Source organism: Mesoterricola sp. JemC181 (assembly GCF_055384585.1).
In genome coordinates this window covers 1,757,963-1,778,787 of sequence record NZ_AP045076.1, presented here as the reverse complement: position 1 = coordinate 1,778,787, position 20,825 = coordinate 1,757,963, and the positions used below count along the sequence as shown (strand labels likewise).

Sequence of the window (20,825 nt, the reverse complement as noted above, 5' to 3'; positions counted from 1 at the left end):
GCCGCGGCCTCGACGGGGTCAGGCGCCGCTGCCCGTGGAACCGGCGAGGAACTCGGCGAACCGCCGGTCCCCGGGCGCCAGGTCCAGGCGGAGCAGCTCGGGGACGGACACCCAGGCCAGGGCCGCGTGCTCCAGGCAGGCGGGCTCACCGTCGAAGACCACCGGGTGGAACTCGATGACGAAGCGCGAGCCGGGATCGTCGATGGTGAAGAGCTGCTCCCCGCAGGCGAGCACGTCCACGCCCAGCTCCTCGGCAAGTTCCCGCCGGGCGGCGTCCTGGGCGGATTCGCCGGGCTCCAGCTTGCCGCCGGGGAATTCCCAGAGGCCGCCGTGGCGCTTGTCCGCCGGGCGCTGGCAGAGCAGGAACCGGTCGGCCCTCCGGGCCACGGCGGCCACCACGCGGATCTTTTCGTTCTTCGTCACGGGTTGACCACCAGCTTCGAGCCTACCAGAGGCCATGGGCGGGTCCCGGACGGTCCAGGATAGAATCCACCCAGGCACAAGGAGTCGTGAACCATGGACCTGGGTCTGAACGGCAGGATCATCCTCATCACCGGCGGCTCCAAGGGCATCGGCCTGGCCTGCGCCTCCGCCTTCGCCGCGGAAGGCTGCCGGGTCGCCATCTGCTCCCGCTCCCAGGCCAACGTGGACCAGGCCCTGGCGGGGCTGCCGGGGGCCGTGGGGTTCGTGGCGGACTGCTCGGACGCCGAGGCCGCGGCGGCGCTGGTGGAAGCCGTGGAGACGCGGCTGGGGCCGGTGGACGTGCTGGTGAGCAGCGCGGGAGCCGCCCGGCAATCCCCGCCCGATGACCTGACGCCCGCGGCCTGGCGGGCCGCCATGGACGGGAAGTATTTCTCCACCATCAACGTCGTGGACCCCATGGTGAAGCGCATGGCCGCCCGGGGGCGCGGCGTGATCCTCAACGTCATCGGTTCCGGAGGGCGGGTCGCCTCGCCGGTCCACCTTCCCGGAGGCGCCGCCAACGCGGCGCTCATGCTGGCCACCGCCGGCCTGGGAGCGGCCTACGCGCCCAGGGGGGTGCGGGTCGTGGGGATCAATCCCGGCATGACGGAAACCGGCCGGGTCGCCACCCGGCTCGACGCCGACGCGAAGCGGCTGGGCATCTCGGTGGAGGAGGCCCGGCAGCGGAACGTGGAGAAGATCCCCATGGGCCGCCTGGCGACGCCCAAGGAGATCGCCGAGACGCTCGTCTTCCTGGCTTCGGACCGGGCGAGCTACATCACGGGGGTCACCCTCACCATGGATGGGGCGCGGAACCCGGTCGTCCTGTGACCAGGATGGACCGGGCGACGATGGCCGGCCTGACGTTCCAGGAATTTGCAATTGGAATGCAAATTCCTGGAAACCGAATCATTCCACGAATGGGGGCCACGCAGGATCCGGGGACCATTTCCCCGTGGGGGACAGTGACGAGCTTCCGTATCGACGCGAGAGCCATGGGCGGCCCCTAACGCCGCCCAACTGCGGTCACATAGAGCGGCACTTCCCGCTGCAGATCGATCCCCAGCAGCGCCGCCACGTCGGGGTCCTGGAACGCCCCGACGCCGCAGACGCCCAGGCCCAGTGCCGTACCCTGGAGGTAGAGCCCCTCCCCCACCACGCCCGCCCGGATGTTGGCATACCGGTAGCCCCGGTCCCCGTCCGGCAGGAACAGGTCCTTCCAGGCGACGGTCTTCACGAAGACCACGTTGGCGGTGGCGCAGAAGTCCTGCCGCAGGCAGGCGGCCTCGCAGGTGCGGGAGAAGTCCCCGGCCTTCACCAGGCGGAGGGCGTGGGCGCCGGGGAGGTAGCGGTAGACGCCGGGCGGGAGGCCCTTCACGTTCCGAACGACCGGGTAGAGGCCCAGCGGGGCCGTGCCGGCCAGGAGGGGGTCGGTGGTGCCCCGGGAGCCGCTGGACGCGGCGCACAGGGCGGAGATCTCCTCCAGGGTCACGGGGCCGGGAAGGTAGTTGCGCTCGGAGCGCCGGGCCCGGGCGGCCGGGAGGAACGGGAGGCCGGCGGCGGGAGGGGGGAGGGCGAGGTCGCCGGGGGCCGGGGGCTCCGGGGGTTCGGCGCGGGGCGGCAGCGCGAGCTTGCCGCCGGCGACCCGCAGGGAGGTGCCGCCGTGGATGAGGTCCACGAAGGTGCCCTTGCCCGGCGCGGCGGTCTCGGAGCGGAACGCGGGGTCGTCCTTGCCCGCCTTCTCGCGGGTAAGGGGCATGACGAGGAGGGGGGCTTCGGTGGCGGGTTCCAGGCCCAGGACCAGTTGGAGCGCCCGGTCATCGAACCGGCCGATCATGGGGGACAGCCAGCCCTGGGAGGCGGCGGCCAGGGCCAGGTTGTAGGCGGCGTGGCCGGTGTCCATGGCCACGTAGCGGTAGGCGCGCTCCTGGTACTTGAAGGCGGTGCGGGCGAACGTGGTGGTGAGGATCAGGACGGCGGGGGCCTTGTCGAAATACCCCGCGCCGCCGCAGGCCATGGCGATCCGGTTGGACTCGGAGCGGTCCTTCACCCGGACCAGGGCGGCCCGCTTGGGGTGGTAGTAGTAGATGCCCCGGGCCAGGCCCTGGACGCCACTGGCGGCCACGTAGACGTTCACGGGGTACAGCGCCCCGGCGCTGGGGGCGGTGCGGAGGTCGTAGGTGAAGTTGGGGCGCTGGATGGTCGCGCTGATGCCCTGGGCGTGGAAGAGGATCATGCTCAGCTGCGCCAGGTCCAGGGGGCCCTGGGCGGCCAGGGGGCGGCCGGTGCGCCATGCGTCGTAGGCGGCGAGCACCCCGGGGCCGTCCACGGGCAGGGCCCCGGGGAGGGGGACCGCCTCCCCGGGGTAGGTCTTGTACAGCGGGGGGCGGGCCTCGAGGGTGAGACCGGGGAGGGCGTTGCGGGCGGGGAAGGAGCTGCCCTCGTGGTACCACTGCGCCAGGGGGAGGGACGCGCCGTCGCCCTGAACCCAGCGCACGGGCACCTGGCCCCCCTGCCCCAGGTCCGTGGCGCGGACGTCCCCTCCGGCGGTGAGCAGGGTGATGTGCCGGGAGCCCTGGCGCATGCCCAGGAGGAAGACCAGGGCCACGCAGGCGCCGCCTGCGGCCGTGTAGCCCGTCCAGCGAACTCCGGCCACGAAGCGGGTCCGCCCCGGCGCCACGAGGCCCTCCGGCGCCCGCCGGCGCAGGAAGGCGGCGACGTTGCGCCAGTGCAGCACCACGTGGGCAAGGGTCAGGAGCAGGAGGAGGTAGCCGGGCAGGTAGTGCCAGTCGAAGACCGGGAGCTCCTGCCGGGCCACCCAGAAGATGCCCGTCCCCACCACCAGGAGGAAGTAGACGAGGGTGACGATGCTGAGGCCGACGGTCACGCTTACGCGGGTGGGCAGGCGGCCCAGGGCGGTCCTCAGGACCAGCCAGAAGAGCCAAAGGATCAGGGGTGCGGGCACAAGGATCAGCTTGAGGGGCGGCAAGACGGCCTCCTGGACGGGATGGACTTGGGGGAATGTCCGGATTATAGCCGGGCCTTGCCCCGGGCCGGGGTTCAGGCCCTGCTGCGTCACCTTCGTCTGGAAGTCGTGGGAGGAATTCCCGGAGCCGTAATCCGGATTTTCAAACCACTACGGTTTGGGCGCCAGCACGGCGATGGTCAACCTCGACACGCAGGTGAGGTCCCCCGCGTCGTCCCGCATCTCGATCGACCACACCTGGGTGCTGCGGCCCAGGTGGACGGGGCGGGCCACGCCGGTCACCCACCCCTGGGAGACGCTCTTGAGGTGGTTGGCGTTGATGTCGATGCCCACGGCGGCATGGCCCGCGGGCGCCGCGAAGCCCGCGGCGCAGGAGCCCAGGGTCTCGGCCAGCACCACGCTGACGCCTCCGTGGAGGATGCCGAAGGGCTGGCGGGTGCGCTCGTCCACCGGCACCCGGCCCTTGAGGCAGTCCTCGCCGATTTCCAGGAACTCGATCCCCAGCCATTCGACGGTGGTTTTTTGACTCATGGCGGTGAGGATTTCGAGGGAGATGGGCTGCTTCCAGATGGCCATGGGGGGTCCTTTGTCATTAAAGATGGTATTCCCAGATATTAACAATTAGCGGTGACCTGGCCTCCCGGATCGGGGGGCGGGGTCCATCCATCATGACTCAACCAATAACCATCCAAGGAGCCCTATACTGGCATCGTTGGATGCGAGCGAGGAGCCGGGATGCCGAGTCGGGAAGAGACCAGCACGCTGCTTGACCGCCTGGAGACGATCCTGGGTCGCCTGGAGGCCGACATGCCGGTCTGGAACGAGGGCGCGGCCCTGCTGGTCCAGCTGGAGTCCACCCTCCACCGCCTGGACAGGGCCGATGTCCGGTCCCGCGGCGCCTCCGTGTCCCGCCTGGAGGCCGTCGCCGCCCAGGGGCGGCTCCTGGAGCGGCACCTGGCCGACGCGCTCCGGGAAGCGGACGCGATCACATCCGGAGGAGCTTGACCTCGCCGGGCTGGAAGCTCATGGAGAGGTTCCCGTGGGTGTCGAAGTCGTTCACGTCCCGGGCGGGGCCGTGGGTGGAGAAGAGCTGCGAGCCCCGGCGGGCGGCGTTGCCCGAGGCCCTGCGCAGGGCGTCCAGGTGGACCGTCAGGTACTGCGGGTTGTGGACGTCGGTGTTGGCCACCACCACGAACACGCCCCCCTCCGGGACCATGGTCCCGCGCCGGGCGTCGTCCACGAACCCGAAGGCGATGCCGGGATCCCGGGGCGAGTTGAAGCCCAGCGGGATCGAGTTCTCGAGGCGGGTGAAGGTGGCGAGGTGCTCCCGCCGGAACGCCGACACCCAGGCCAGCTGGTCGGGCAGCTCCCACCGCCCCTGGTTCAGGTAGTGGAGGGCGTACCGGTCGAAGAGGGCGAGGCGGCCGTAGTACGGGTCCTTGGGATCCAGCTGGTAGGCCTCGTTGGGGCGGCAGTCCAGGCCGGTGTTCATGGGCTGGAGCTCGAAGACCTCCTGGCCCGAGTTGATGAAGGGCACGCCGTTGGGCATGAACAGGTTCAGGATCGTGAGCATGCGCGACAGGGACCGGCCCCCTTCCCGCGCGGCCAGCCTGGGCGTGTCGTGGGTCTCGCCGCAGGCGTAGACCGGGCACGGGAGGTTGCGGGCCTCGTACATGTAGTGGTGGGTCCTGAACTCCAGGACGCGGGGTTCCTGGAGGAAGCCGTCGCCCAGGATCATGTTGTAGCCCAGCTCCTTGGCGGTGGCGGCGCGCTCGATCTCCATCTCCTCGGCGATGAAGCAGAAGTGCGGATCCACGTGGCGGGCCCCGCGGATGATGCGCTCAACCAGCTCCCGGGGCAGGGCGTGGCCCATGTCGATGCGGGCTCCGTCGATGCCGAACTGCTTCTGGTAGAAGGGGATGATGCCCGCCAGGAGCTCCCAGAGGGGCTCGTTGCGCACCTTGCCCTGGTAGAGGTTGGCCTTGATGACGTCGAACAGGATGTAGGGCGCGTAGTCCTGGTCCAGGAAGGGCACGGAAGCCACGGGGTGGTCCAGGTACATGCGGAAGAAGGTGACGTCGTTCCAGGCCGGCTGGGGGTCGTTGATCTGGTCGGAGAAGGCCGGGGCGACGGTGAGGCCGAAGCGCTGCTGCACGGTCTCCATGACGCCCGCGCCCGGGTTGGCCCGGATGTGGGCCTGGAGCTCGGCCCAGCGTTCCGGGTAGGCCGAGCCGGGGTTCTCCACGAACTTCGCCAGGTGCTGGCGCACCTCGGCGCTCTGGTAGACCACGGGCAGAAACTCCGCCTTGGGCCGGATCTGCACCCCCAGCCCGGGGACGTAGGGGGGCTTGTAGCCGGCAAGGTCCGGGTGCCGGATCCAGTAGAACCAGTCCGGGTGCTCCAGGATCAGCTCCGAGTCCACGGAATTGGTCCGGGGGATCAGGTCGATCATCACGTTCATGCCCAGGATGTGGCAGGCCTCCACGAAGGCGCGGAACTCGTCCTCCACGCTGAAGCCCGGTCCCGTCATGGGGTCCTTCAGGTTGGGGTCGAGGGTGAAGAAGCTGGAGACGCCGTAGGGCGAGCCCAGCTCACCCTTCTTGTCCCGCAGCGAGAACTTCGAGATGGGCAGGAGGTACACGCAGGTCACGCCCATCTTGTGGAGCAGGCTGAGCAGCGCGATGGACTTGACGAACGTGCCGGTCTCCCGGAGGCCGTAGAGGTCCACGTCCTCGAGCGCCCCTGAGCGGTCGTGGTCCCAGGCGGTGGAGGTGCGCACCATCATGGAGTAGACGGTGGCCCTGCGGATCCAGTCCCCGCCCTCCAGGCCGGCCTCCACGTCCTGGTGGCGGCTGAGCGGCTTGCCCCAGGTGCGCACCCGCCCCATGCGGGGCTCCACGAACTGCCGGATGGCGTCCCGGTAGAAGGAGTAGGGGTTCACCACCAGCTCGCCCCAGGGCGTCTTGCGCAGCTCCTCGCCCTGGTAGTCGAAGCAGTTCCACAGGTCGGGAACGGTGTAGTTGAACACCTGCCCTTTCGTGCCGGCGACCCGATCGTCCAGGATCCGAAGAAGTTCTAGCAGTTTGCTCATTCCGGGGCTCCCGGCGGACGGAAATCAAGTTGGCTGGATTTTCATACTAGCGCAACTCCTGCACGGCCCGGAGCTTCTGCCGGAGGGCCGGCAGCGCGTAGGGCTTGTTGAGCAGCCAGACACCGGGAAGGCTCCGGACCAGGTCCTCCACGCCGGATTCCAGGAAACCGGTGGACAGGATCACCGGCAGCGTCCCGCGCAGCTCCTTGAGCCGGACCAGGGTCTCGGCGCCGCTGAGGCCGGGCATGTTGTGATCCAGGACCACCAGGTCCACGTCGAGGCCCGCCCCGATCCGGTCCAGGGCCTCCTGGCCCCGGGCGGCGGTGAGGACGGTGTGGCCCAGGAAGCCCAGGACGGTGGGAAGGGTCTCCAGGATGATCGGGTCGTCGTCCACCAGGAGGATCCTCAGGGGCGGCCCCTCGCGCTCCTGGGGCGCCCCCGCCGGGCCGGAACCGCTTCCCGCCACCGGCGCCAGGGCCGGGAAGCCCAGGATGACCCGCGTGCCCTGCCCCACGCGGCTCTCGATCTCCAGGGTGCCGCCGTGGGCCTTCACCGTGCCGTAGACCCCCGCCAGCCCCAGTCCGGTGCCCTTGCCCACGGGCTTGGTGGTGAAGAACGGCTCCATGGCCCGGGCCGCCACCTCCGGGGGCATCCCTTCCCCGGTGTCCTCCACCGCCAGCACCACCCGCCCCTGGGCGTCCACCCCGGTGCAGAACGCGAGCCCGCCGCCCTGGGGCATGGCGTCCATGGCGTTGACGCAGAGGTTCATCAGGGCGTTGCCCAGCGAGGAGGGCTCGCCCAGCACCGCCGGGAGGTCCGGATCCAGCTGCGTGGAGATCTCGATGCGCGCCAGCGTGGTGCCGCGCAGCAGCTCGATCTGGAGGCGCACCAGCTCGTTGAGGTCCACGGGCCGGGGGTCGTCCAGGCCCTTGCGGGCGAAGTCCGTCAGGCCCCGCACCAGCCTGCGGCCCCGCTCCCCCGCGCCCAGGATGGTCTCCAGGGCCCGGGCCAGGGGGGCGTCGTGGGCGTACTTCTCCTGGAGGGCCGACCCCAGGCCGATGATGGCGGCCAGGATGTTGTTCATGTCGTGGGCCACGCCCCCGGCCAGGCTTCCCAGGCTCTCGAGCTTCTGGGCGTGCTGCAGCTCGGCCTCCAGCCGGCGCCGCTCGGCCTCGGCGGCCCGGGTCGCGGTGAGGTCCTGGCTCAGGGTCAGGAGGCAGGCCTCGCCCTCCAGGTCCAGCACCTTGGCCGACAGGAGCACCGGCAGCACAGCGCCGTCCTTGCGGCGGAGCTCCATGGCGCGGGGCGCGATCCCGCCCGTGGCCTCCAGCTCCGCCCGGAGCCGCTGGCGGTCCTCCCCCGCGTTCCAGATGCCCAGATCCGTCGAGGTCCTGCCCAGCACCTCCTCCCGGGTCCAGCCGTAGACCCGGCACCAGGATTCGTTCACGTCCAGGAACCGGTTGTCGGAGCGCCGGCTGATGGCGATGGGTTCGTGGGAGAGCTGGAAGGCCTTGGTGAAGCGCTCCTCCTCCCGGGACAGGGCCCGGTGGGTGTGCTCCAGGCCCCGGAGGAGGAGCGCGGTGGGCAGCGCGATGAAGGCGCTGAGGAACAGGGCGTTCACCGAGACCACCACCCAGGTGGCGAAGGCGTCGGCGGGACCTCCCCCCATGGGTCCGGTGACCATGGCCCCCGCGCGAACCGCCAGGGCGCACCCGGCCAGGGTGGCCAGGGCCAGCCCCCAGCAGACGGCCGCGGCCCGCGGGTTCAGGAGGATGGCGGCCAGCACCGGCAGGGCCCCGATCCAGAGCATGCCCGCGCCCGCCGAGCCCAGGCGCGTGAGGAGCACCAGCGAAAGGAGGTAGATCAGGGCCAGGATGCCCCAGGCCCGGGACCGGTAGCTCCACTTCGGCGACAGGGCCGCGGCCAGGATCCAGGCGTAGGCCGCCACGTCCGCGGCCGCGACGCTCCAGAAGCGCACCTTCAGGGCCAGGAGGAAGCTGGGCACCAGGACCAGGGGGCCCAGCGCGGCTCCGGCCCCCAGCATCAGCTCCAGGATCCTCAGGCGCCAGAAGGCCACATCGCCCTCACCGGAGGCGGGGGCCCGCAGGGTGCGGTGGAAGAGGGCGCTGAGGGCGCGAAGGAGCATGTGGGCGGATTCCTGGCCTTGGGAGCTGATTCGGCAATTGTGAGGCCATTGGCCCGGCTGTCCACCGGAACCTGGGGCGGGCCCGCAAGGGCGTGGATCCCCATTGCAAGCTCATCAACCACACCGGCGAACCCGGGCGGATGGACGTCACAACTCCCCGGACGGACTGGCCGGGCCCCCCGTTCCCCGGCGACACTGGAACCGAGGAGCCCGCCATGTCCTGCTGTTCCGACCCCAAGGGTTCCTGCTGCGGCCAGCCCCAGGCCCTGCCCTGGTTCTCCGCCCTCTGCGACCCGGTCTTCCGGCGGCGGTTCCTGGTGCGGTACTGGCGGGAGCTGCTCGCGGGCGCCCTGGCCGGCGGCCTCGCGGGCTACGCGGCCCTGGCCCACGGCGACGGGATCGGCGCCCTGGGCCCCCTCCTGGGCGGCCCCTGGTTCCGCCTCCACGCCGTGGCGGTCCTGCCTGCCACCCTGGCGGGGGGCCTGGTCCTGGCCCTGGCTCCCAGGCCCTGGCTGGCCGCGTCCCTGCGGGTGCTGGTCTGCCTGGCCCTGGGCGGAGGGCTGAACGCGTATCTTGAGGGCAGCTGGGCGTCCCTTCCGGCCTTCGGGGTCCTGGGGCTGCCCGTGCTTTGGCTGGCCTGGTTGGTTCTGTCCCGGTTGATGACCGACTGATAGCGTCGTCATTCAACCCGATTGGATTTATCATTCAGAATTTTGATGAATTAAATATAGCAGTTCAAGGCCTTCATGCGAATCGGACCGCCCCGCGGGTCGACGCTAGCCCAGGTACGCCTCCACCACCCGCTCGTTCCGCCCCAGGTCCTCCCGCGTCCCCTCCACGGTGATCCGGCCGCGCTCCATGACGTAGGCGTAGTCGGCCACCTCCATGGCGGTCACGGCGAACTGCTCCACCAGGAGCAGCGTCGTGCCCTCGGCCTTGAGGCGGCGGATGGCTTCGTAGACCTCCCGGATGATGACCGGGGCCAGGCCCATGCTGGGCTCGTCCAGGAGCAGGACCTTGGGGCGGGCCATGAGGGCCCGGGCGATGGCCAGCATCTGCTGCTCGCCCCCGGAGAGGGTGCCGGCCTGCTGGCGGCGGCGCTCCTTGAGGCGGGGGAAGCGCTCGTAGGCCTCCTCAAGGTCCCGCGCGGCCTGGCGCCGGAAGCCCAGGAAGCGCGGCAGGCGCGTGTAGGCGCCCAGGAGGAGGTTGTCCTCGGTGGAGAGCGGGCCGAAGACCTTGCGGCCCTCGGGGGAGTGGGCCAGGCCCAGGCGGGCGATGCGCGAGGCGTCCAGGCCCTCCACCTGCTTCCCGTCCAGGACGATGGTGCCCCGGGTCGGACGCAGGAGGCCCGAGATCAGGCGCATGGCCGTGGTCTTGCCGGCGCCGTTGGCGCCGATGAGGGCGACCACGGAGCCCTGGGCCACTTCCAGCGACACGCCCTGGAGCACGTCCACGCTGCCGTAGCCGCCGTGCAGGTTCTCGATCCTCAGCATGGGCGCGGTCATGACGCGGCCTCCCGGGGCACGCCCAGGTAGGCTTCCAGCACCCTGGGATCGCGCTTGACCTCGGAGGCGCTGCCTTCGGCCAGCATGCGGCCCCCGTCCATCACGGTCACGTAGTGGCAGAGCTCGCTCACCACGTCCATGTGGTGCTCGATGAGCAGGACGGCGATGCCCCGCTCGTGGATCTTCCGGATGACCTCCATCAGGCGCAGCACGTCGGGGTGGGCCAGGCCCGCGGCGGGCTCGTCCAGGATGAGCAGCGCGGGCCTGCGGGCCAGGGCCCGGGCCACCTCCAGGAAGCGCTGGGCGCCGTAGGTGAGGTCCCGGGCGCGCACCCGGGCCTCGCTCTCCAGGCCCACCAGGGCCAGGAGGGCGAGGGCGTCGGCCTGGGCCCGGCGCTCCTCGGCCCGCCCCAGGCCCGCGATCAGGAGCGGCAGGGGCATGCGGAAGGCGCCGTGAAGCGCCACGAGCACGTTGTCGAGGGCGCTGAGCTCCCCGAAGAGCTGGAGGTTCTGGAAGGTGCGGGCCACCCCCGCCCGGGCCATGGGCACCATGCCCAGGCGCGTGATGAGGGAGCCCCGCAGGCGGATCTCGCCGCCGGTGGGCGGGTAGAGGCCGGACACGACGTTCACCAGGGTGCTCTTGCCCGAGCCGTTGGGGCCGATGAGGCCGTGGATGGTGCCGGTCTCCACCGCGAAGGTGATGCCGTCCACCGCCTTGACGCCCCCGAAGTAGCGCCTGAGGTCCTTCACCTCCAGCACCGGCCCCGGCCGGTCCTGCTGCTGGGGCAGCACCTCGTCCAGCCCGGCCCGGGGCGGCAGGGACGCGGGGGGAACCCGGAAGATCCCCGTCAGGAAGCGGGAGGCGAAGCCCATGAGACCCTCGGGCAGGCCCACCACGACCGCGAACAGCAGGAGCGCGAAGATGGCCTTGCGCCAGTCCTCGGTGTTCTTCACCAGGAGTCCGCCCACGGCCAGGAGCCCCGTGGCGGCCACGGGCGCGAGGGCCTGGAAGGCGCCGGTGCGCCGCCGGACCAGGTTCCGGACCCCCGCGGCCAGCGCCGCCAGGAGACCCAGGAAGGCCAGGGCCAGGAAGAGCCGGCGGTCCGAAAGGAGGTTGGGCAGGAGCACCACCACGCAGGCCCCGACGAAGGCGCCCCACAGGCTCTTGCGGCCGCCCAGCACCACGCCCAGGAGCAGGATGACCATGAGGTCGTACGTGAAGATCTGGGGCTGGAGGTACTGGAAGTTGAAGGCGTAGAGCCCCCCGGCCAGGCCCCCCAGCCCCGAGCCCAGGGCGAAGGCGGCCACCTTGTGGCGGTAGGTGCCCACCCCCATGGCGTCCGTGGCGATGGGGCTGTCCCTCAGGGCCTCGAAGGCGCGTCCCCAGTGGGAGCCCAGGAGGTTGCGCATGGTGATCCACACGAGGGCCAGGGCCGCCAGGCAGAGCCAGTAGAAGCCCCGGGACTCCAGGGGCAGCCCCAGGAGGCGCGGCCGGACCAGGCTGAGGCCCTGGGCTCCGCCCGTGAGCCCCTCCAGTTCGTTGAGGGCGGTGACGGTGAGGGCCGAGAAGCTCAGGGTCGCCAGGGCGAACTGCGGCCCATCCAGGCGCAGGGCGGGCAGGGCCAGGATCCCGCCCAGCACGAGGCCCACGAGCGAGGCCGCCAGGAGGGCCGGGACCAGGCCCGCGCCGAACCGGGTGACCGCGATGCCCGCGGCGTAGGCGCCCAGGCCCAGGAAGGCCACCTGCCCCAGGTTGATCTGGCCCAGGTAGCCCACCGACACGTCCAGGCCGATGAGGAGGACGCCGTAGATGGCCAGCAGGGTCAGGAGTCCCAGGGCGTACGGGTTGGTCACGGCCAGCGGCACCGCCGCCAGCACGGCCATGATCAGCACCTCGGCGCCGCGGAGGAGGAGGAAGCGCCGCATCACACCTTCCGGATGGCGGCCCTGCCGAAAAGCCCGTAGGGGCGCGCGGCCAGGGTGAGGATGAGGAGGACGAGACCCGGCGCCTCGCGCCAGCCGCTGCCCAGGTAGAAGCTGGCCAGGCTCTCGATCGCGCCCAGGGCCATGCCCACCAGGACCACCCCGAAGCCCGAGTCCAGGCCCGCCACCACGGCCACGGAGAAGGCCTTGAGCACCAGCACGGCCCCCATGGTGGGCCCCACGGTGGTGATGGGCGAGACCAGGATGCCCGCCAGCGCCGCGACGGCCCCCGACAGCCCGTAGCTGAGCATGACGATGCGCCGCGAGGAGATGCCCATGAGCTCGGCGGCCTCGGGGTCCGCGCTGACCGCCTCGAAGGCCTTGCCCTGCAGGGTGGTGCGCTTGAAGACCTCGATCAGCCCCATGACCGCCAGCGCCCCCGCGGCCACGGACAGTTCCAGGGGCGTGACCTCGATGCCCAGGATGCGCACGGCCTCGGAGGGGATCGGCGTGGGAAAGGGGCGGTCGTCCCGGCCCCAGATGTTCTCCGAGGCCGAGAGCATGAACAGGCCCAGGATGATGGTGAGCATGATCCAGCCCTCGGACTTCTGCTGCAGGGCCAGGCGCACGGCGGCCCGCTCCACCGCGAGCCCGGCCAGCGCCCCGAACGCCAGGGCGCAGGGGACCATGAGTCCGTAGGGCAGGCCGAGGTTGGTGAACGTGAGGGCCACGAAGGCCGACACCATCACCAGTTCCCCCTGGCCGAAGTTGAGGCTCCTGCTGGTGGCGTACGTGAGCTGGAACCCGTAGGCGATGAGCGCGTACACGAGGCCCATGAGGGCCCCGCTCACGGCCATCTGTCCGATGATGCGGGCGTCCACGGGCCGGCCCGGGTCAGGGCTTCTTCTTGCCCTTGAAGGGCGCCGAGGGCGGCACGGGCTTGTCGGCCCGGGCCAGGCGCTCCCTGTCGGCGGGGTTGCCGAAGACCACCTTGCCGTCCATCACCATGCCCATGACGGTCTGCTCCTTCCGGAAGGCCTCGTGGGTCTCCTCCCGGGCGGGATCCCACTTGGCGTAGGGCCGCACCCAGGTGGCGATGACGCCCTTCACCGGCTCCTTCAGGTCCTCCAGGGCCTCCTTGATCCGGTGGGTGTCGGTGCTCTGGGCCTGCTTGACGGCCGCCGCGAAGATCAGCACCGCGTCGTAGCCCTGGGCCGCCGACACCGGCGAGGCCATGCGGGTGACGTTGTAGGCCTTGTGGAAGCTCTCGATGAAGCCCTTCACGCGGGGGTTGATGGGCTCCTCGATGAAGGTCTGGGGCATGAGGGTGCCGTTGCCGTTCTTGCCGGCATTGTCGATGAAATTGGACATGGAGAGCGTCCAGCCCCCGATCAGCGGCACCTTCAGCCCCAGCTTGGCCATGCCGTTGGCCACCGCGGCCAGTTCGGGGCCGATGCCCCAGATGAGCACGGCCTGGGCGCCGCCGCTCTTGGCCTTCAGGAGCTGGGCGGTCATGTCCTTGTCGCCGATGTTGAACTTCTCGGAGGCGATGATCTTGAGCTTGCCGCCCTGGGCGGCGATCTCGCGCACCAGGTCGTCCCGGCCCGACACGCCGTAGTTGGTGGAATCGTAGAGCAGGGCCACCTTCTCGAAGCCGCGGCGCTGCGCCTCGGCCACCACCATGGAGGACTGGATGCCGTCGTGGGCCGCGAACCGGAAGATCGAGAGGTCCTTCACCCCCGCCTGGGACCACTGGGTCATGGACAGCGAACCCGCGGCCGGCGTGATGATCTTGGTGATGCCCTTCTCCTGGTAGTGCTTGTCCCCCGCCATGACGACGCCGGTGTTCACCGAGCCCAGGACCCCGGCGAGGCCGGGCATGCTGGCGAGTTCCTGGGCGATGAGGGCTCCCCGCTCGTTCTTGGCCTCGTCGTCGCGCTCGAGCGCCTCGATCTTCAGCTTCGCCCCGCCCACCTGGATCCCGCCGGCGGCGTTGATCTCGGCGATGGCCAGCTTGGCCCCGTCCCGCATGGAGGTGCCCATGGGGGCCGAGCCTCCGGAGAAGGGCCCGGTGAGGGCGATCTTCACGGTGTCCGCGCCCGCGAGGGGCAGGACCGCCAACAAGAGAGCAAGGGACGATAGGGATCGATGGGCCACAGTGCACTCCTTTGGGTTGGGAAAAGCCATGAGAGCGCCATAAGACTAGCCACTTTCGCCAAGCATTCAATGCCTTATGGTGAAAACTTTTTGCCTACCTGCATGTAGTCAATCATGGGCACGAACCCGGACGGGCCCCTGGGGGTTGGGCCCCCTGATTGCTCAAACATTGAATCGAAAACGAATTGGTTAGCGTGGACCCGGAGGCAAACCCTTCCCATCCCCAATGATGGAAAATGAAGAGTTAAATCCAATACGCGTGAAGGTTTCCTGCGTTCAGGGCCTCAACTTCGCCTTGACGGGGGAGGCCCTCCACACCATGTTGAAGAACCTTCCGGCAGCCAAGCCAGGAAGTACGCGCGAAAACCGGTGCCGGTGCCCCATGGAGAACAAAGCCGCCAGTCGCTGCGCGGCTTTTGTCTGCCTGGGCGGAATGCGCCCTCGACGAACCTCGAGGGCCGCCCCCGGCTGCTCCTTGGACACCCGGGCACTTCTTGTTCTCTCCCCATTGCCGTCCCCACGCCCTGGGACGCCGTGCTCGGCGCTTGCCGAGAGGAGATGCACGATGAAAGACCGAAATGCAGTACTGACCTTGCTTCTGGGATTGACGCTGGCATTGCCCCTCACCCGGTGCGGGAAATCCAGCCCCAGTAACCACCAATCACCGCCCGGCGCGGCCCAGCCGGCCTTCCGTTACAGCACCGTGGCCACCGGCTTGGCGAATCCCTCCGGTATCGCCTTCGGTGCGGGCAACACCCTGCTGGTCTCCCAGCAGCCCCAGGCACCCCTCGACGCCTCGATGGCTCGCATCGACCTGGAAACGGGCAGCATGACGCTGCTTGCCCCCGGCCCAGGCGTCCAGTCCGGCTTCGCCGCGAACAGCGACGGAAGGCTGTACTGGGTCGACCCCGTCACCGGTGCGCTCATGACCCAAAGCCTTTCGGGTGAGCCACCGGCCATCCTTCATGCCGGCGGCGCGCTTCCGGCCACCGCGCTTGCCGTGGATGCCCTGGATCGCGTCTATGTGGCCGGAAGAGCGGCGGCGCAGGGCAGCTCCGGCACCGCGGCCGTCCTGGTGATGGGAGACGCTCCCAAAGCCGTTTCCGACACCTCGGGACCGGAGAAGACGACCCTCGTCGCCGCCTCTTCCGGAGACCTCTACTGGACCAGCGCCAGCGCCGGAGTCATCTACCATCGCTCCCCCGACGGCCAGGGCAACGTCCTCATCTCGGGCCTCAAGGCGCCCCGGGGCCTGGCCCTCGGGCCGTTCGAGGATGTCCTGTACTTCACGGAAGTCCCGACTCCGGGCAAGGACGGCGCCTCCGGAGGCGACAACAGGGTCAGCGCGGTCGACCTGGCCACCCTGGGCAAGACCGTCATCCATCAGGGGGATCCCGAACCCGCGGGTGTCGCCGTGGCAGCCGACGGCAGGGTCTTCTGGACCAGCGCCCGGCGGGGCGAGGTGGAGGAGGCGACTCCCCTGCCCCTGCCTCCTGAAGCGGCCCAGTTCAAGGCGGCCCTCAGCGGCGGCGAGGAGGTGCCGCCAGTCACCACCAAAGCGTCGGGCCAGGCGTTCTTCACCCTGGTCAACGGGACGCGGACCGACGACGACCGGGTCTCGACCGGACCGGCCTTGCGCTATCGGGTGGACATCACGGGCATATCGAATGTCCGCCGCCTCGAGATCCGCCAGGGCGCGATGGGGAAGACGGGCCCCCTGGTCGCGGTGCTGTCCAAGGGCCGGACCCGGCATGGGGAGGAAGGGGATAGGGATGTGATCGGCCGGACTTCGTTCTCGGCCGCTGGAAGGATCCGCCTGGGCAGCCTCCAGGGTCCCTTCGCCAACGACTGGGCGGGGTTTTCCGCGGCCCTTGCCAACGACGGCCTCTATCTGAACGTGCTGACCGCCGCCAATCCGGGGGGTGAAGTCCGCGGGCAGATCCTGCCCCTTTCTGCGCCGCCCGCGAACCGTCCCCCCGCGGGAACGATTACGGCTCCAACGGGAAGCGTGACCATCCAGGCAGGCCAATCCGTGGCTTTCTCCGGCACGGCCACGGACCCTGACGGCGATGCCGTCACGGTCCTGTGGGATTTCGGTGACGGGTCCACCTCCACCCTGGCGACGCCTCCGGACCATGTCTATCCCCAGGCCGGCTCCTTCACGGTCACGTTCACCGCAACGGACGCCTTCGGGCTGGCCGACCCGAATCCTCCCACCCGTGCGATCACGGTCCAGGGGGCGGGCCCCAACCTGCCGCCCGCGGGCGCGATCACCTCACCCGCAACCGGCGTCACGATCACCGCGGGCCAGTCGGTCAACTTCGCCGGCACCGCCACGGACCCCAACGGCGATCCGGTCACGGTCCTCTGGACCTTCGGCGACGGTGGGACCTCCACGCTCCTGGCACCCGGGGCCAACGTCTACGCGGCCGCCGGAACCTATATGGCCACCCTGGTGGCGACGGACTCCCACGGGCTGGCCGATCCCAACCCGCCCACCCGCGCCATCACCGTATCCGCGGTCCCCGTCAACCAGGCCCCGAACGGGACGATCACGGCCCCCGCCGCCAATGTCACGATCGCCGTGGGCCAGTCCGTCACCTTCGCGGGAACCACCACGGACCCTGACAACGATGCCGTCACGGTGCTCTGGGCGTTCGGTGATGGCGCCACGTCCACGTCGCTGTCCCCCGGAGCCCACGTCTACGCCACGGCGGGCACGTTCACCGTGACCTTCACCGCCACGGATTCCCACGGGCTCGCAGATCCCACTCCGTCCACCCGCACCATCACCGTGACCGCGGCGGCGGCGCCCACCCTCACGCAGATCCAGACCACGATCTTCACGGCTTCCTGCGTGAGCTGCCATGACGCCGGCGGGTCCGCAGGCCTGAACCTCACGGCGGGAAACGCGTTTTCCAACCTGGTCAACGTGCCTGCCACGACCCTGCCGGGACTGCGGGTCGTTCCGGGAGACCCCGCCAACAGCGCCCTGGTGATCCAGCTGGCCAACGGCCACCGCAGCGTTTCCGCCGCGAACCAGTCGCTCATCTCGGCCTGGATTACCGCAGGCGCCCTCAACAACTGAGAGGAGACTCCCCTCCCGAAGGCCGGGCGCTGAGAGGCGCCGGGGGCATCCCGCTCCCGGCGCCTCTCAGCGCCGCGCCGGCAGCGGCTCCATGAGGGTGCGGACGTGGTCCTCCTGGGGGCCCTGGCCGGGCTTCCGGGCGGGCAGGTCGGCACGGCCGTACCAGAGGGTCCTCTGGCCGTCCCGGGACATCACCTTGACCATCACCGTGAGGTCCCCGGAGGGCATGGAGTGGCGCGCCGCGGTGAGTTCGGGGGGCGCGCCCCGGGCGCCCCGGCCCTTGCCCCTGCCCTCGCCGCCCGCATCCAGCTTCCTGGCGGGCCCTTCGTCCCGGTCCGCGCCGTCCGCGAGGACGATGACGTTCACCCATGCGTCCGCGACGCCGGCGCCGGCCTGGGTGAAGCCCTTGGCCTTGAGCTCCTGGATGGCCGCGGTGCGGAAGGTGCCGGCATCCACCTCCCGGCGCCCGTCGACGCGGAAGATCAGCTGGCGCGGGTCCAGGGCGAAGGAACGCACGGTCGCCAGCCCCGGGCCCGTGTCGTACGTGAAGCGGGGCCCCTTGCTGCCGCAGGCCAGGCCCAGGACGAGGAGCAGGTACGCGGCAGGACGGATGGAGGGCGGCATGTCACCAGGATGCCGCGGCCCGGGCCCAGGTTCCCGGGCTCAGCGCCGGTCGGGCCTGCGCGGGACGCCCCTGGCCCCGGAGCCCTTGGTCCAGTAGCCCTCCTCGTGCGCGAAGCAGACGTCCTCCAGGTCCTGGAGCTTCTCCTGCATGAAGGTCCGGGCGTCGGCGACGGCCTGGTTGTAGACGCTGGGGGCGATCTCCTCCAGGCAGTACTTGAGGAACATCGCGGCCTTGAGGTCGCCCACGTCCTCGCCGAAGTTCTCGGTGATGTAGCGCCGGATCGAGCCGGTGAGCCGTTGTTCCAGGTCCTTGGGCAGCTTGATGTCCATGTTCGCTCCGGCTACCAGGATAGGGCATCGGCGGCCTCCCGGAGGGCGCCGGGGACCGGCGCGAAGGCCAGGCCTTCCGCCTCCGCCACGGTCCGCAGGCCCCGCAGGGCGCTCACCAGGCCCAGGGCTCGGGCCCGGGCCAGATCCTCCCAGGCCAGGGACGCCTCCCGCGCCAGGCCCGCGTCCAGCAGCACCCGGCGCCCGATGCCCGGCAGGGCGCCGTCCTCCAGGGGGGGCGTCAGGAGGGCGCCGTCCACCAGGGCCAGAAGCGTGCTGCGGCCGCCGTCGCTGAGGCGCCCCGCGGGCGTCGGCGCCAGCACCTCGTCCAGGCCGCGGGCCCCCGCCTCGGCCTGGAGCAGGTGGTTCTCCAGGTAGCTGGTGGTCTTGAACCGGGTGAGGGGGCCCGGGTGCCGCAGGATCCCGCGGCTCAGGCCGATGCGCAGGTCCCGGCCGGGCGCGGGCTCCAGGGGGCCGGTCCAGGCCAGGAGGCGCCCGTCGGCGGCCAGGAGCCGCAGGACCCCCTCCCGGGGCAGGTCGAGGCGCGCCTCCAGGTCCGGCGGGGGCGCGTCCAGGCCCAGGAAGGAGCAGCCCGCGGCCAGCCGCTCCAGATGCAGCGGGAGCCACCGGGCGCGCCCCTCCTGGACGCGGACCGTCTCGAAGAGGCCCGCCCCGAAGCGCAGGGCGCTCCCGGCCAGGTCGACGCGGGTATCCGTCACGAGCGTAAGCATTGGACGAGGCTCCTTCCCTTGTGCACCGTCTCCTCGTACTCCGCGGCGGGGTCCGAGTCCCACACCACGCCGCCGCCCACGCCGAAGCGCAGCTCGGATCCCGCGGCCCAGGCCGAGCGGATGAGGATGGCGAATTCCCCCTGCCCCAGGTCGCTGCGCAGCCAGCCCAGGGTCCCGGTGTAGAGGCGGCGCGGGGCGGGCTCCAGCTCCCGGATGAGGGCCATGGCCGCCAGCTTCGGGCAGCCCGTGATGGAGCCCCCGGGGAAAAGGGCCGCCAGCAGCTCTCCGAACGTCCAGGACGGAGGCAGCGCTCCGGAGACGTCGGCCGCCAGGTGGTGCACGTTGGCGTAGCTCTCCAGCAGGGCGAAGGCGTCCACCCGCACCGGGGGCGGCGCGCAGAACCGGCCCAGGTCGTTGCGCAGCAGGTCCACGATCATGGCCAGCTCGGAGCGGTCCTTGGCCGAGGCCAGGAGGTCCCGGGCGGCGGCCAGGTCCCGGGCGGGGTCGGCGTGGCGCGGGGCGGTGCCCTTGATGGGGCGCGTGAGGAGGCGGCCCCCGCCGATGCGAAGGAAGCACTCGGGGCTCGACGAGACGAGGGTCCACAGCGGGTCGGCCACCAGGGCGGAGTACGGCGCCGGGTTGGCGGCGTGGAGCCTGCGCGCGAGCCGGTCCAGGGCGCCCTCGAAGGCCCAGGTCTCCTGGCGGGTGAGGTTCGCCTGGTACACGTTGCCGCGGGCGATCTCCTCGCGGATGCGGGCCACCTTGGCCATGTGGGAGGCCGCGTCCTCGGTGTCCCCGGTCTTCCGGGCGCGCCAGGCCCCCCGGCCCAGGGAATGCCGGGCCGGGCCGGCCGGGACGCCTTCGCGGACCGCGGTGTGGAGCACGCCCCGGGCGCGGTCGTACACCCGCATCCTCCGGTGGAGGGTCAGGCGCACGTCGGGGACGGGATCCCCGTGCGGGGGCGGGGCCGGCAGGGCGGGGTCCAGGGCGTAGCCGTGCTCGTAGGCCGCCAGGGCCACCAGGTCGGGCAGCACCTCCGGGGCCTCCCCCCGGCGGTGGAAGCGCAGCTCCCCGGGGGCCAGGTCCTCCAGCTCCAGCAGGGGGTCCTCCCCGAGGATCAGCCAGCGGCCCTCGCCGTACAGGAACGCGAAGGGGGTGGCCGGCAGGTCCTCGAAGAACGCCGCCTCGTCCAGGACGCAGGCCCGCGCCTGCCAGGTTTCAGAGATGTCCCAGGAGCGCATTGCGGAAGATCTCCGGGCCCAGGGGCGTGAGGAAGGAATCGGGATGGAACTGCACCCCGGCCAGGGGCAGGCTGCGGTGGCGCATGGCCATGACGAGGCCGTCCGGGGTGCGGGCGCTGATCTCGAAGCCGGGGGCCTCGGTCACCACGAGGCTGTGGTAGCGCCCCGCCTCCAGGGGGTCCGGGAGCCCCCGGAAGAGCCCCCGGCCGTCGTGGCGGACGGGGAAGGCCTTGCCGTGCACGGGTTCCGGGGCCCGCTCCACGCGGCCGCCGTGGGCCACGGCCAGCACCTGGTGCCCCAGGCACACCCCGAGGATGGGGATCCGGCCGGAAAAGGCCCGCACCGCCGCCAGGGCCAGCGTGGCCGCCTCCGGCGCCCCGGGGCCGGGGGAGAGCACCAGGAACTCAGGGTCCGCCTCCAGGAGGCCCGCCAGGGTCACCTGGTCCCGCCGGCGCACGTCCACCGACGCCCCGGCCTCCGCGAGGCAGCGGGCCACGTTGTGGGTGAAGGAGTCCAGGTTGTCCAGGAGCAGGACGCGCATGGTG

Annotated in this window: 18 protein-coding genes; 4 read left to right on the top strand and 14 right to left on the bottom strand. The window is 71.1% G+C overall.

The genetic code is table 11. The annotated features are described in order from the left end of the window. Positions 1-18: 18 nt before the first annotated feature. On the bottom strand, positions 19-423 hold the full coding sequence (locus tag ACZ5MC_RS07765) for a (deoxy)nucleoside triphosphate pyrophosphohydrolase (protein ID WP_306599745.1): 405 nt from the start codon (positions 421-423) through the stop codon (positions 19-21). Between the two features lie 93 nt (positions 424-516). Here ACZ5MC_RS07765 and ACZ5MC_RS07760 point away from each other — a divergent pair, with 93 nt between their 5' ends. Then, positions 517-1,293 (top strand): SDR family oxidoreductase, encoded by a 777-nt coding sequence (locus tag ACZ5MC_RS07760; RefSeq protein ID WP_306599744.1) that lies wholly within the window; start codon positions 517-519, stop codon positions 1,291-1,293. Between the two features lie 175 nt (positions 1,294-1,468). Here ACZ5MC_RS07760 and ACZ5MC_RS07755 read toward each other — a convergent pair whose 3' ends face one another. Continuing rightward, positions 1,469-3,451, bottom strand: a complete 1,983-nt coding sequence (locus tag ACZ5MC_RS07755) for a SagB/ThcOx family dehydrogenase (protein WP_464517436.1) — start codon at positions 3,449-3,451, stop codon at positions 1,469-1,471. A 147-nt stretch (positions 3,452-3,598) separates the two neighbouring features. Then, positions 3,599-4,024 (bottom strand): hotdog fold thioesterase, encoded by a 426-nt coding sequence (locus tag ACZ5MC_RS07750; RefSeq protein WP_464517435.1) that lies wholly within the window; start codon positions 4,022-4,024, stop codon positions 3,599-3,601. Positions 4,025-4,183: 159 nt separating this feature from the next. Here ACZ5MC_RS07750 and ACZ5MC_RS07745 point away from each other — a divergent pair, with 159 nt between their 5' ends. Then, the gene (locus tag ACZ5MC_RS07745) at positions 4,184-4,453 is read left to right on the top strand and encodes a hypothetical protein (protein ID WP_464517434.1); all 270 of its coding nucleotides are present in this window, start codon (positions 4,184-4,186) and stop codon (positions 4,451-4,453) included. Here ACZ5MC_RS07745 and ACZ5MC_RS07740 read toward each other — a convergent pair. Together ACZ5MC_RS07740 and ACZ5MC_RS07735 are read right to left on the bottom strand one after the other, a co-directional pair. Next, positions 4,434-6,539, bottom strand: coding sequence for an alpha-amylase family protein (locus ACZ5MC_RS07740; RefSeq protein ID WP_306599740.1), 2,106 nt, complete (start codon positions 6,537-6,539; stop codon positions 4,434-4,436). The two genes, ACZ5MC_RS07745 and ACZ5MC_RS07740, sit on opposite strands and share 20 nt — an antisense overlap. Positions 6,540-6,585: 46 nt before the next feature. Next, positions 6,586-8,685 carry a hybrid sensor histidine kinase/response regulator gene (locus tag ACZ5MC_RS07735; protein WP_464517433.1) on the bottom strand — a complete coding sequence of 700 codons (2,100 nt, stop codon included), beginning with the start codon at positions 8,683-8,685 and terminating at the stop codon, positions 6,586-6,588. Positions 8,686-8,777: 92 nt separating this feature from the next. Here ACZ5MC_RS07735 and ACZ5MC_RS07730 point away from each other — a divergent pair, with 92 nt between their 5' ends. Continuing rightward, complete coding sequence (locus ACZ5MC_RS07730) at positions 8,778-9,356, top strand: hypothetical protein (protein ID WP_464517432.1); 579 nt, start codon at positions 8,778-8,780, stop codon at positions 9,354-9,356. Positions 9,357-9,461: 105 nt separating this feature from the next. Here ACZ5MC_RS07730 and ACZ5MC_RS07725 read toward each other — a convergent pair whose 3' ends face one another. From ACZ5MC_RS07725 to ACZ5MC_RS07710, 4 genes are read right to left on the bottom strand one after another with little or no spacing between them, the layout of a single operon-like run. Continuing rightward, complete coding sequence (locus tag ACZ5MC_RS07725; RefSeq protein ID WP_373432591.1) at positions 9,462-10,178, bottom strand: ABC transporter ATP-binding protein; 717 nt, start codon at positions 10,176-10,178, stop codon at positions 9,462-9,464. Between the two features lie 8 nt (positions 10,179-10,186). Then, positions 10,187-12,115, bottom strand: a complete 1,929-nt coding sequence (locus ACZ5MC_RS07720) for a branched-chain amino acid ABC transporter ATP-binding protein/permease (protein ID WP_306599736.1) — start codon at positions 12,113-12,115, stop codon at positions 10,187-10,189. Next, positions 12,115-12,969 (bottom strand): branched-chain amino acid ABC transporter permease, encoded by an 855-nt coding sequence (locus ACZ5MC_RS07715; RefSeq protein WP_373432590.1) that lies wholly within the window; start codon positions 12,967-12,969, stop codon positions 12,115-12,117. Before ACZ5MC_RS07715 ends, ACZ5MC_RS07720 begins: the two co-directional genes overlap by 1 nt. 37 nt (positions 12,970-13,006) lie before the next feature. Further along, complete coding sequence (locus ACZ5MC_RS07710; protein WP_464517431.1) at positions 13,007-14,299, bottom strand: ABC transporter substrate-binding protein; 1,293 nt, start codon at positions 14,297-14,299, stop codon at positions 13,007-13,009. Between the two features lie 685 nt (positions 14,300-14,984). Here ACZ5MC_RS07710 and ACZ5MC_RS07705 point away from each other — a divergent pair. Then, on the top strand, positions 14,985-17,357 hold the full coding sequence (locus tag ACZ5MC_RS07705; protein ID WP_464517430.1) for a PKD domain-containing protein: 2,373 nt from the start codon (positions 14,985-14,987) through the stop codon (positions 17,355-17,357). Positions 17,358-17,423: 66 nt separating this feature from the next. Here the strand turns inward: ACZ5MC_RS07705 and ACZ5MC_RS07700 are convergent, their stop codons facing one another. Genes ACZ5MC_RS07700 through ACZ5MC_RS07680 form a run of 5 tightly spaced genes read right to left on the bottom strand, consistent with a single transcriptional unit; the run spans position 17,424 to position 20,821 of the window. Further along, on the bottom strand, positions 17,424-17,981 hold the full coding sequence (locus ACZ5MC_RS07700) for a DUF4136 domain-containing protein (protein WP_464517429.1): 558 nt from the start codon (positions 17,979-17,981) through the stop codon (positions 17,424-17,426). Between the two features lie 39 nt (positions 17,982-18,020). Then, positions 18,021-18,311, bottom strand: a complete 291-nt coding sequence (locus ACZ5MC_RS07695; protein WP_306599732.1) for a DUF2164 domain-containing protein — start codon at positions 18,309-18,311, stop codon at positions 18,021-18,023. An 11-nt stretch (positions 18,312-18,322) separates the two neighbouring features. Further along, a complete protein-coding gene (locus ACZ5MC_RS07690; RefSeq protein ID WP_464517428.1) occupies positions 18,323-19,039 on the bottom strand; it encodes an aminotransferase class IV in 717 nt (238 codons plus the stop codon). Beyond that, positions 19,024-20,280, bottom strand: coding sequence for a chorismate-binding protein (locus tag ACZ5MC_RS07685; protein WP_464517427.1), 1,257 nt, complete (start codon positions 20,278-20,280; stop codon positions 19,024-19,026). The genes ACZ5MC_RS07690 and ACZ5MC_RS07685 overlap by 16 nt, the downstream gene beginning before the upstream one ends. Beyond that, positions 20,258-20,821 carry an anthranilate synthase component II gene (locus tag ACZ5MC_RS07680; RefSeq protein ID WP_464517426.1) on the bottom strand — a complete coding sequence of 188 codons (564 nt, stop codon included), beginning with the start codon at positions 20,819-20,821 and terminating at the stop codon, positions 20,258-20,260. Before ACZ5MC_RS07680 ends, ACZ5MC_RS07685 begins: the two co-directional genes overlap by 23 nt. Positions 20,822-20,825: the final 4 nt, after the last annotated feature.

What these genes read in the sequence shown, in the direction of transcription:
- ACZ5MC_RS07760 (WP_306599744.1), top strand. Translation starts at nt 517, where the DNA reads ATGGACCTGGGTCTGAACGGCAGGATCATCCTCATCACCGGCGGCTCC.
- ACZ5MC_RS07750 (WP_464517435.1), bottom strand. Translation starts at nt 4,024, where the DNA reads ATGGCCATCTGGAAGCAGCCCATCTCCCTCGAAATCCTCACCGCCATG.
- ACZ5MC_RS07745 (WP_464517434.1), top strand. Translation starts at nt 4,184, where the DNA reads ATGCCGAGTCGGGAAGAGACCAGCACGCTGCTTGACCGCCTGGAGACG.
- ACZ5MC_RS07740 (WP_306599740.1), bottom strand. Translation starts at nt 6,539, where the DNA reads ATGAGCAAACTGCTAGAACTTCTTCGGATCCTGGACGATCGGGTCGCC.
- ACZ5MC_RS07735 (WP_464517433.1), bottom strand. Translation starts at nt 8,685, where the DNA reads ATGCTCCTTCGCGCCCTCAGCGCCCTCTTCCACCGCACCCTGCGGGCC.
- ACZ5MC_RS07725 (WP_373432591.1), bottom strand. Translation starts at nt 10,178, where the DNA reads ATGCTGAGGATCGAGAACCTGCACGGCGGCTACGGCAGCGTGGACGTG.
- ACZ5MC_RS07720 (WP_306599736.1), bottom strand. Translation starts at nt 12,115, where the DNA reads ATGCGGCGCTTCCTCCTCCTCCGCGGCGCCGAGGTGCTGATCATGGCC.
- ACZ5MC_RS07715 (WP_373432590.1), bottom strand. Translation starts at nt 12,969, where the DNA reads ATGGCCGTGAGCGGGGCCCTCATGGGCCTCGTGTACGCGCTCATCGCC.
- ACZ5MC_RS07710 (WP_464517431.1), bottom strand. Translation starts at nt 14,299, where the DNA reads ATGGCTTTTCCCAACCCAAAGGAGTGCACTGTGGCCCATCGATCCCTA.
- ACZ5MC_RS07700 (WP_464517429.1), bottom strand. Translation starts at nt 17,981, where the DNA reads ATGCCGCCCTCCATCCGTCCTGCCGCGTACCTGCTCCTCGTCCTGGGC.
- ACZ5MC_RS07695 (WP_306599732.1), bottom strand. Translation starts at nt 18,311, where the DNA reads ATGGACATCAAGCTGCCCAAGGACCTGGAACAACGGCTCACCGGCTCG.
- ACZ5MC_RS07690 (WP_464517428.1), bottom strand. Translation starts at nt 19,039, where the DNA reads ATGCTTACGCTCGTGACGGATACCCGCGTCGACCTGGCCGGGAGCGCC.
- ACZ5MC_RS07685 (WP_464517427.1), bottom strand. Translation starts at nt 20,280, where the DNA reads ATGCGCTCCTGGGACATCTCTGAAACCTGGCAGGCGCGGGCCTGCGTC.
- ACZ5MC_RS07680 (WP_464517426.1), bottom strand. Translation starts at nt 20,821, where the DNA reads ATGCGCGTCCTGCTCCTGGACAACCTGGACTCCTTCACCCACAACGTG.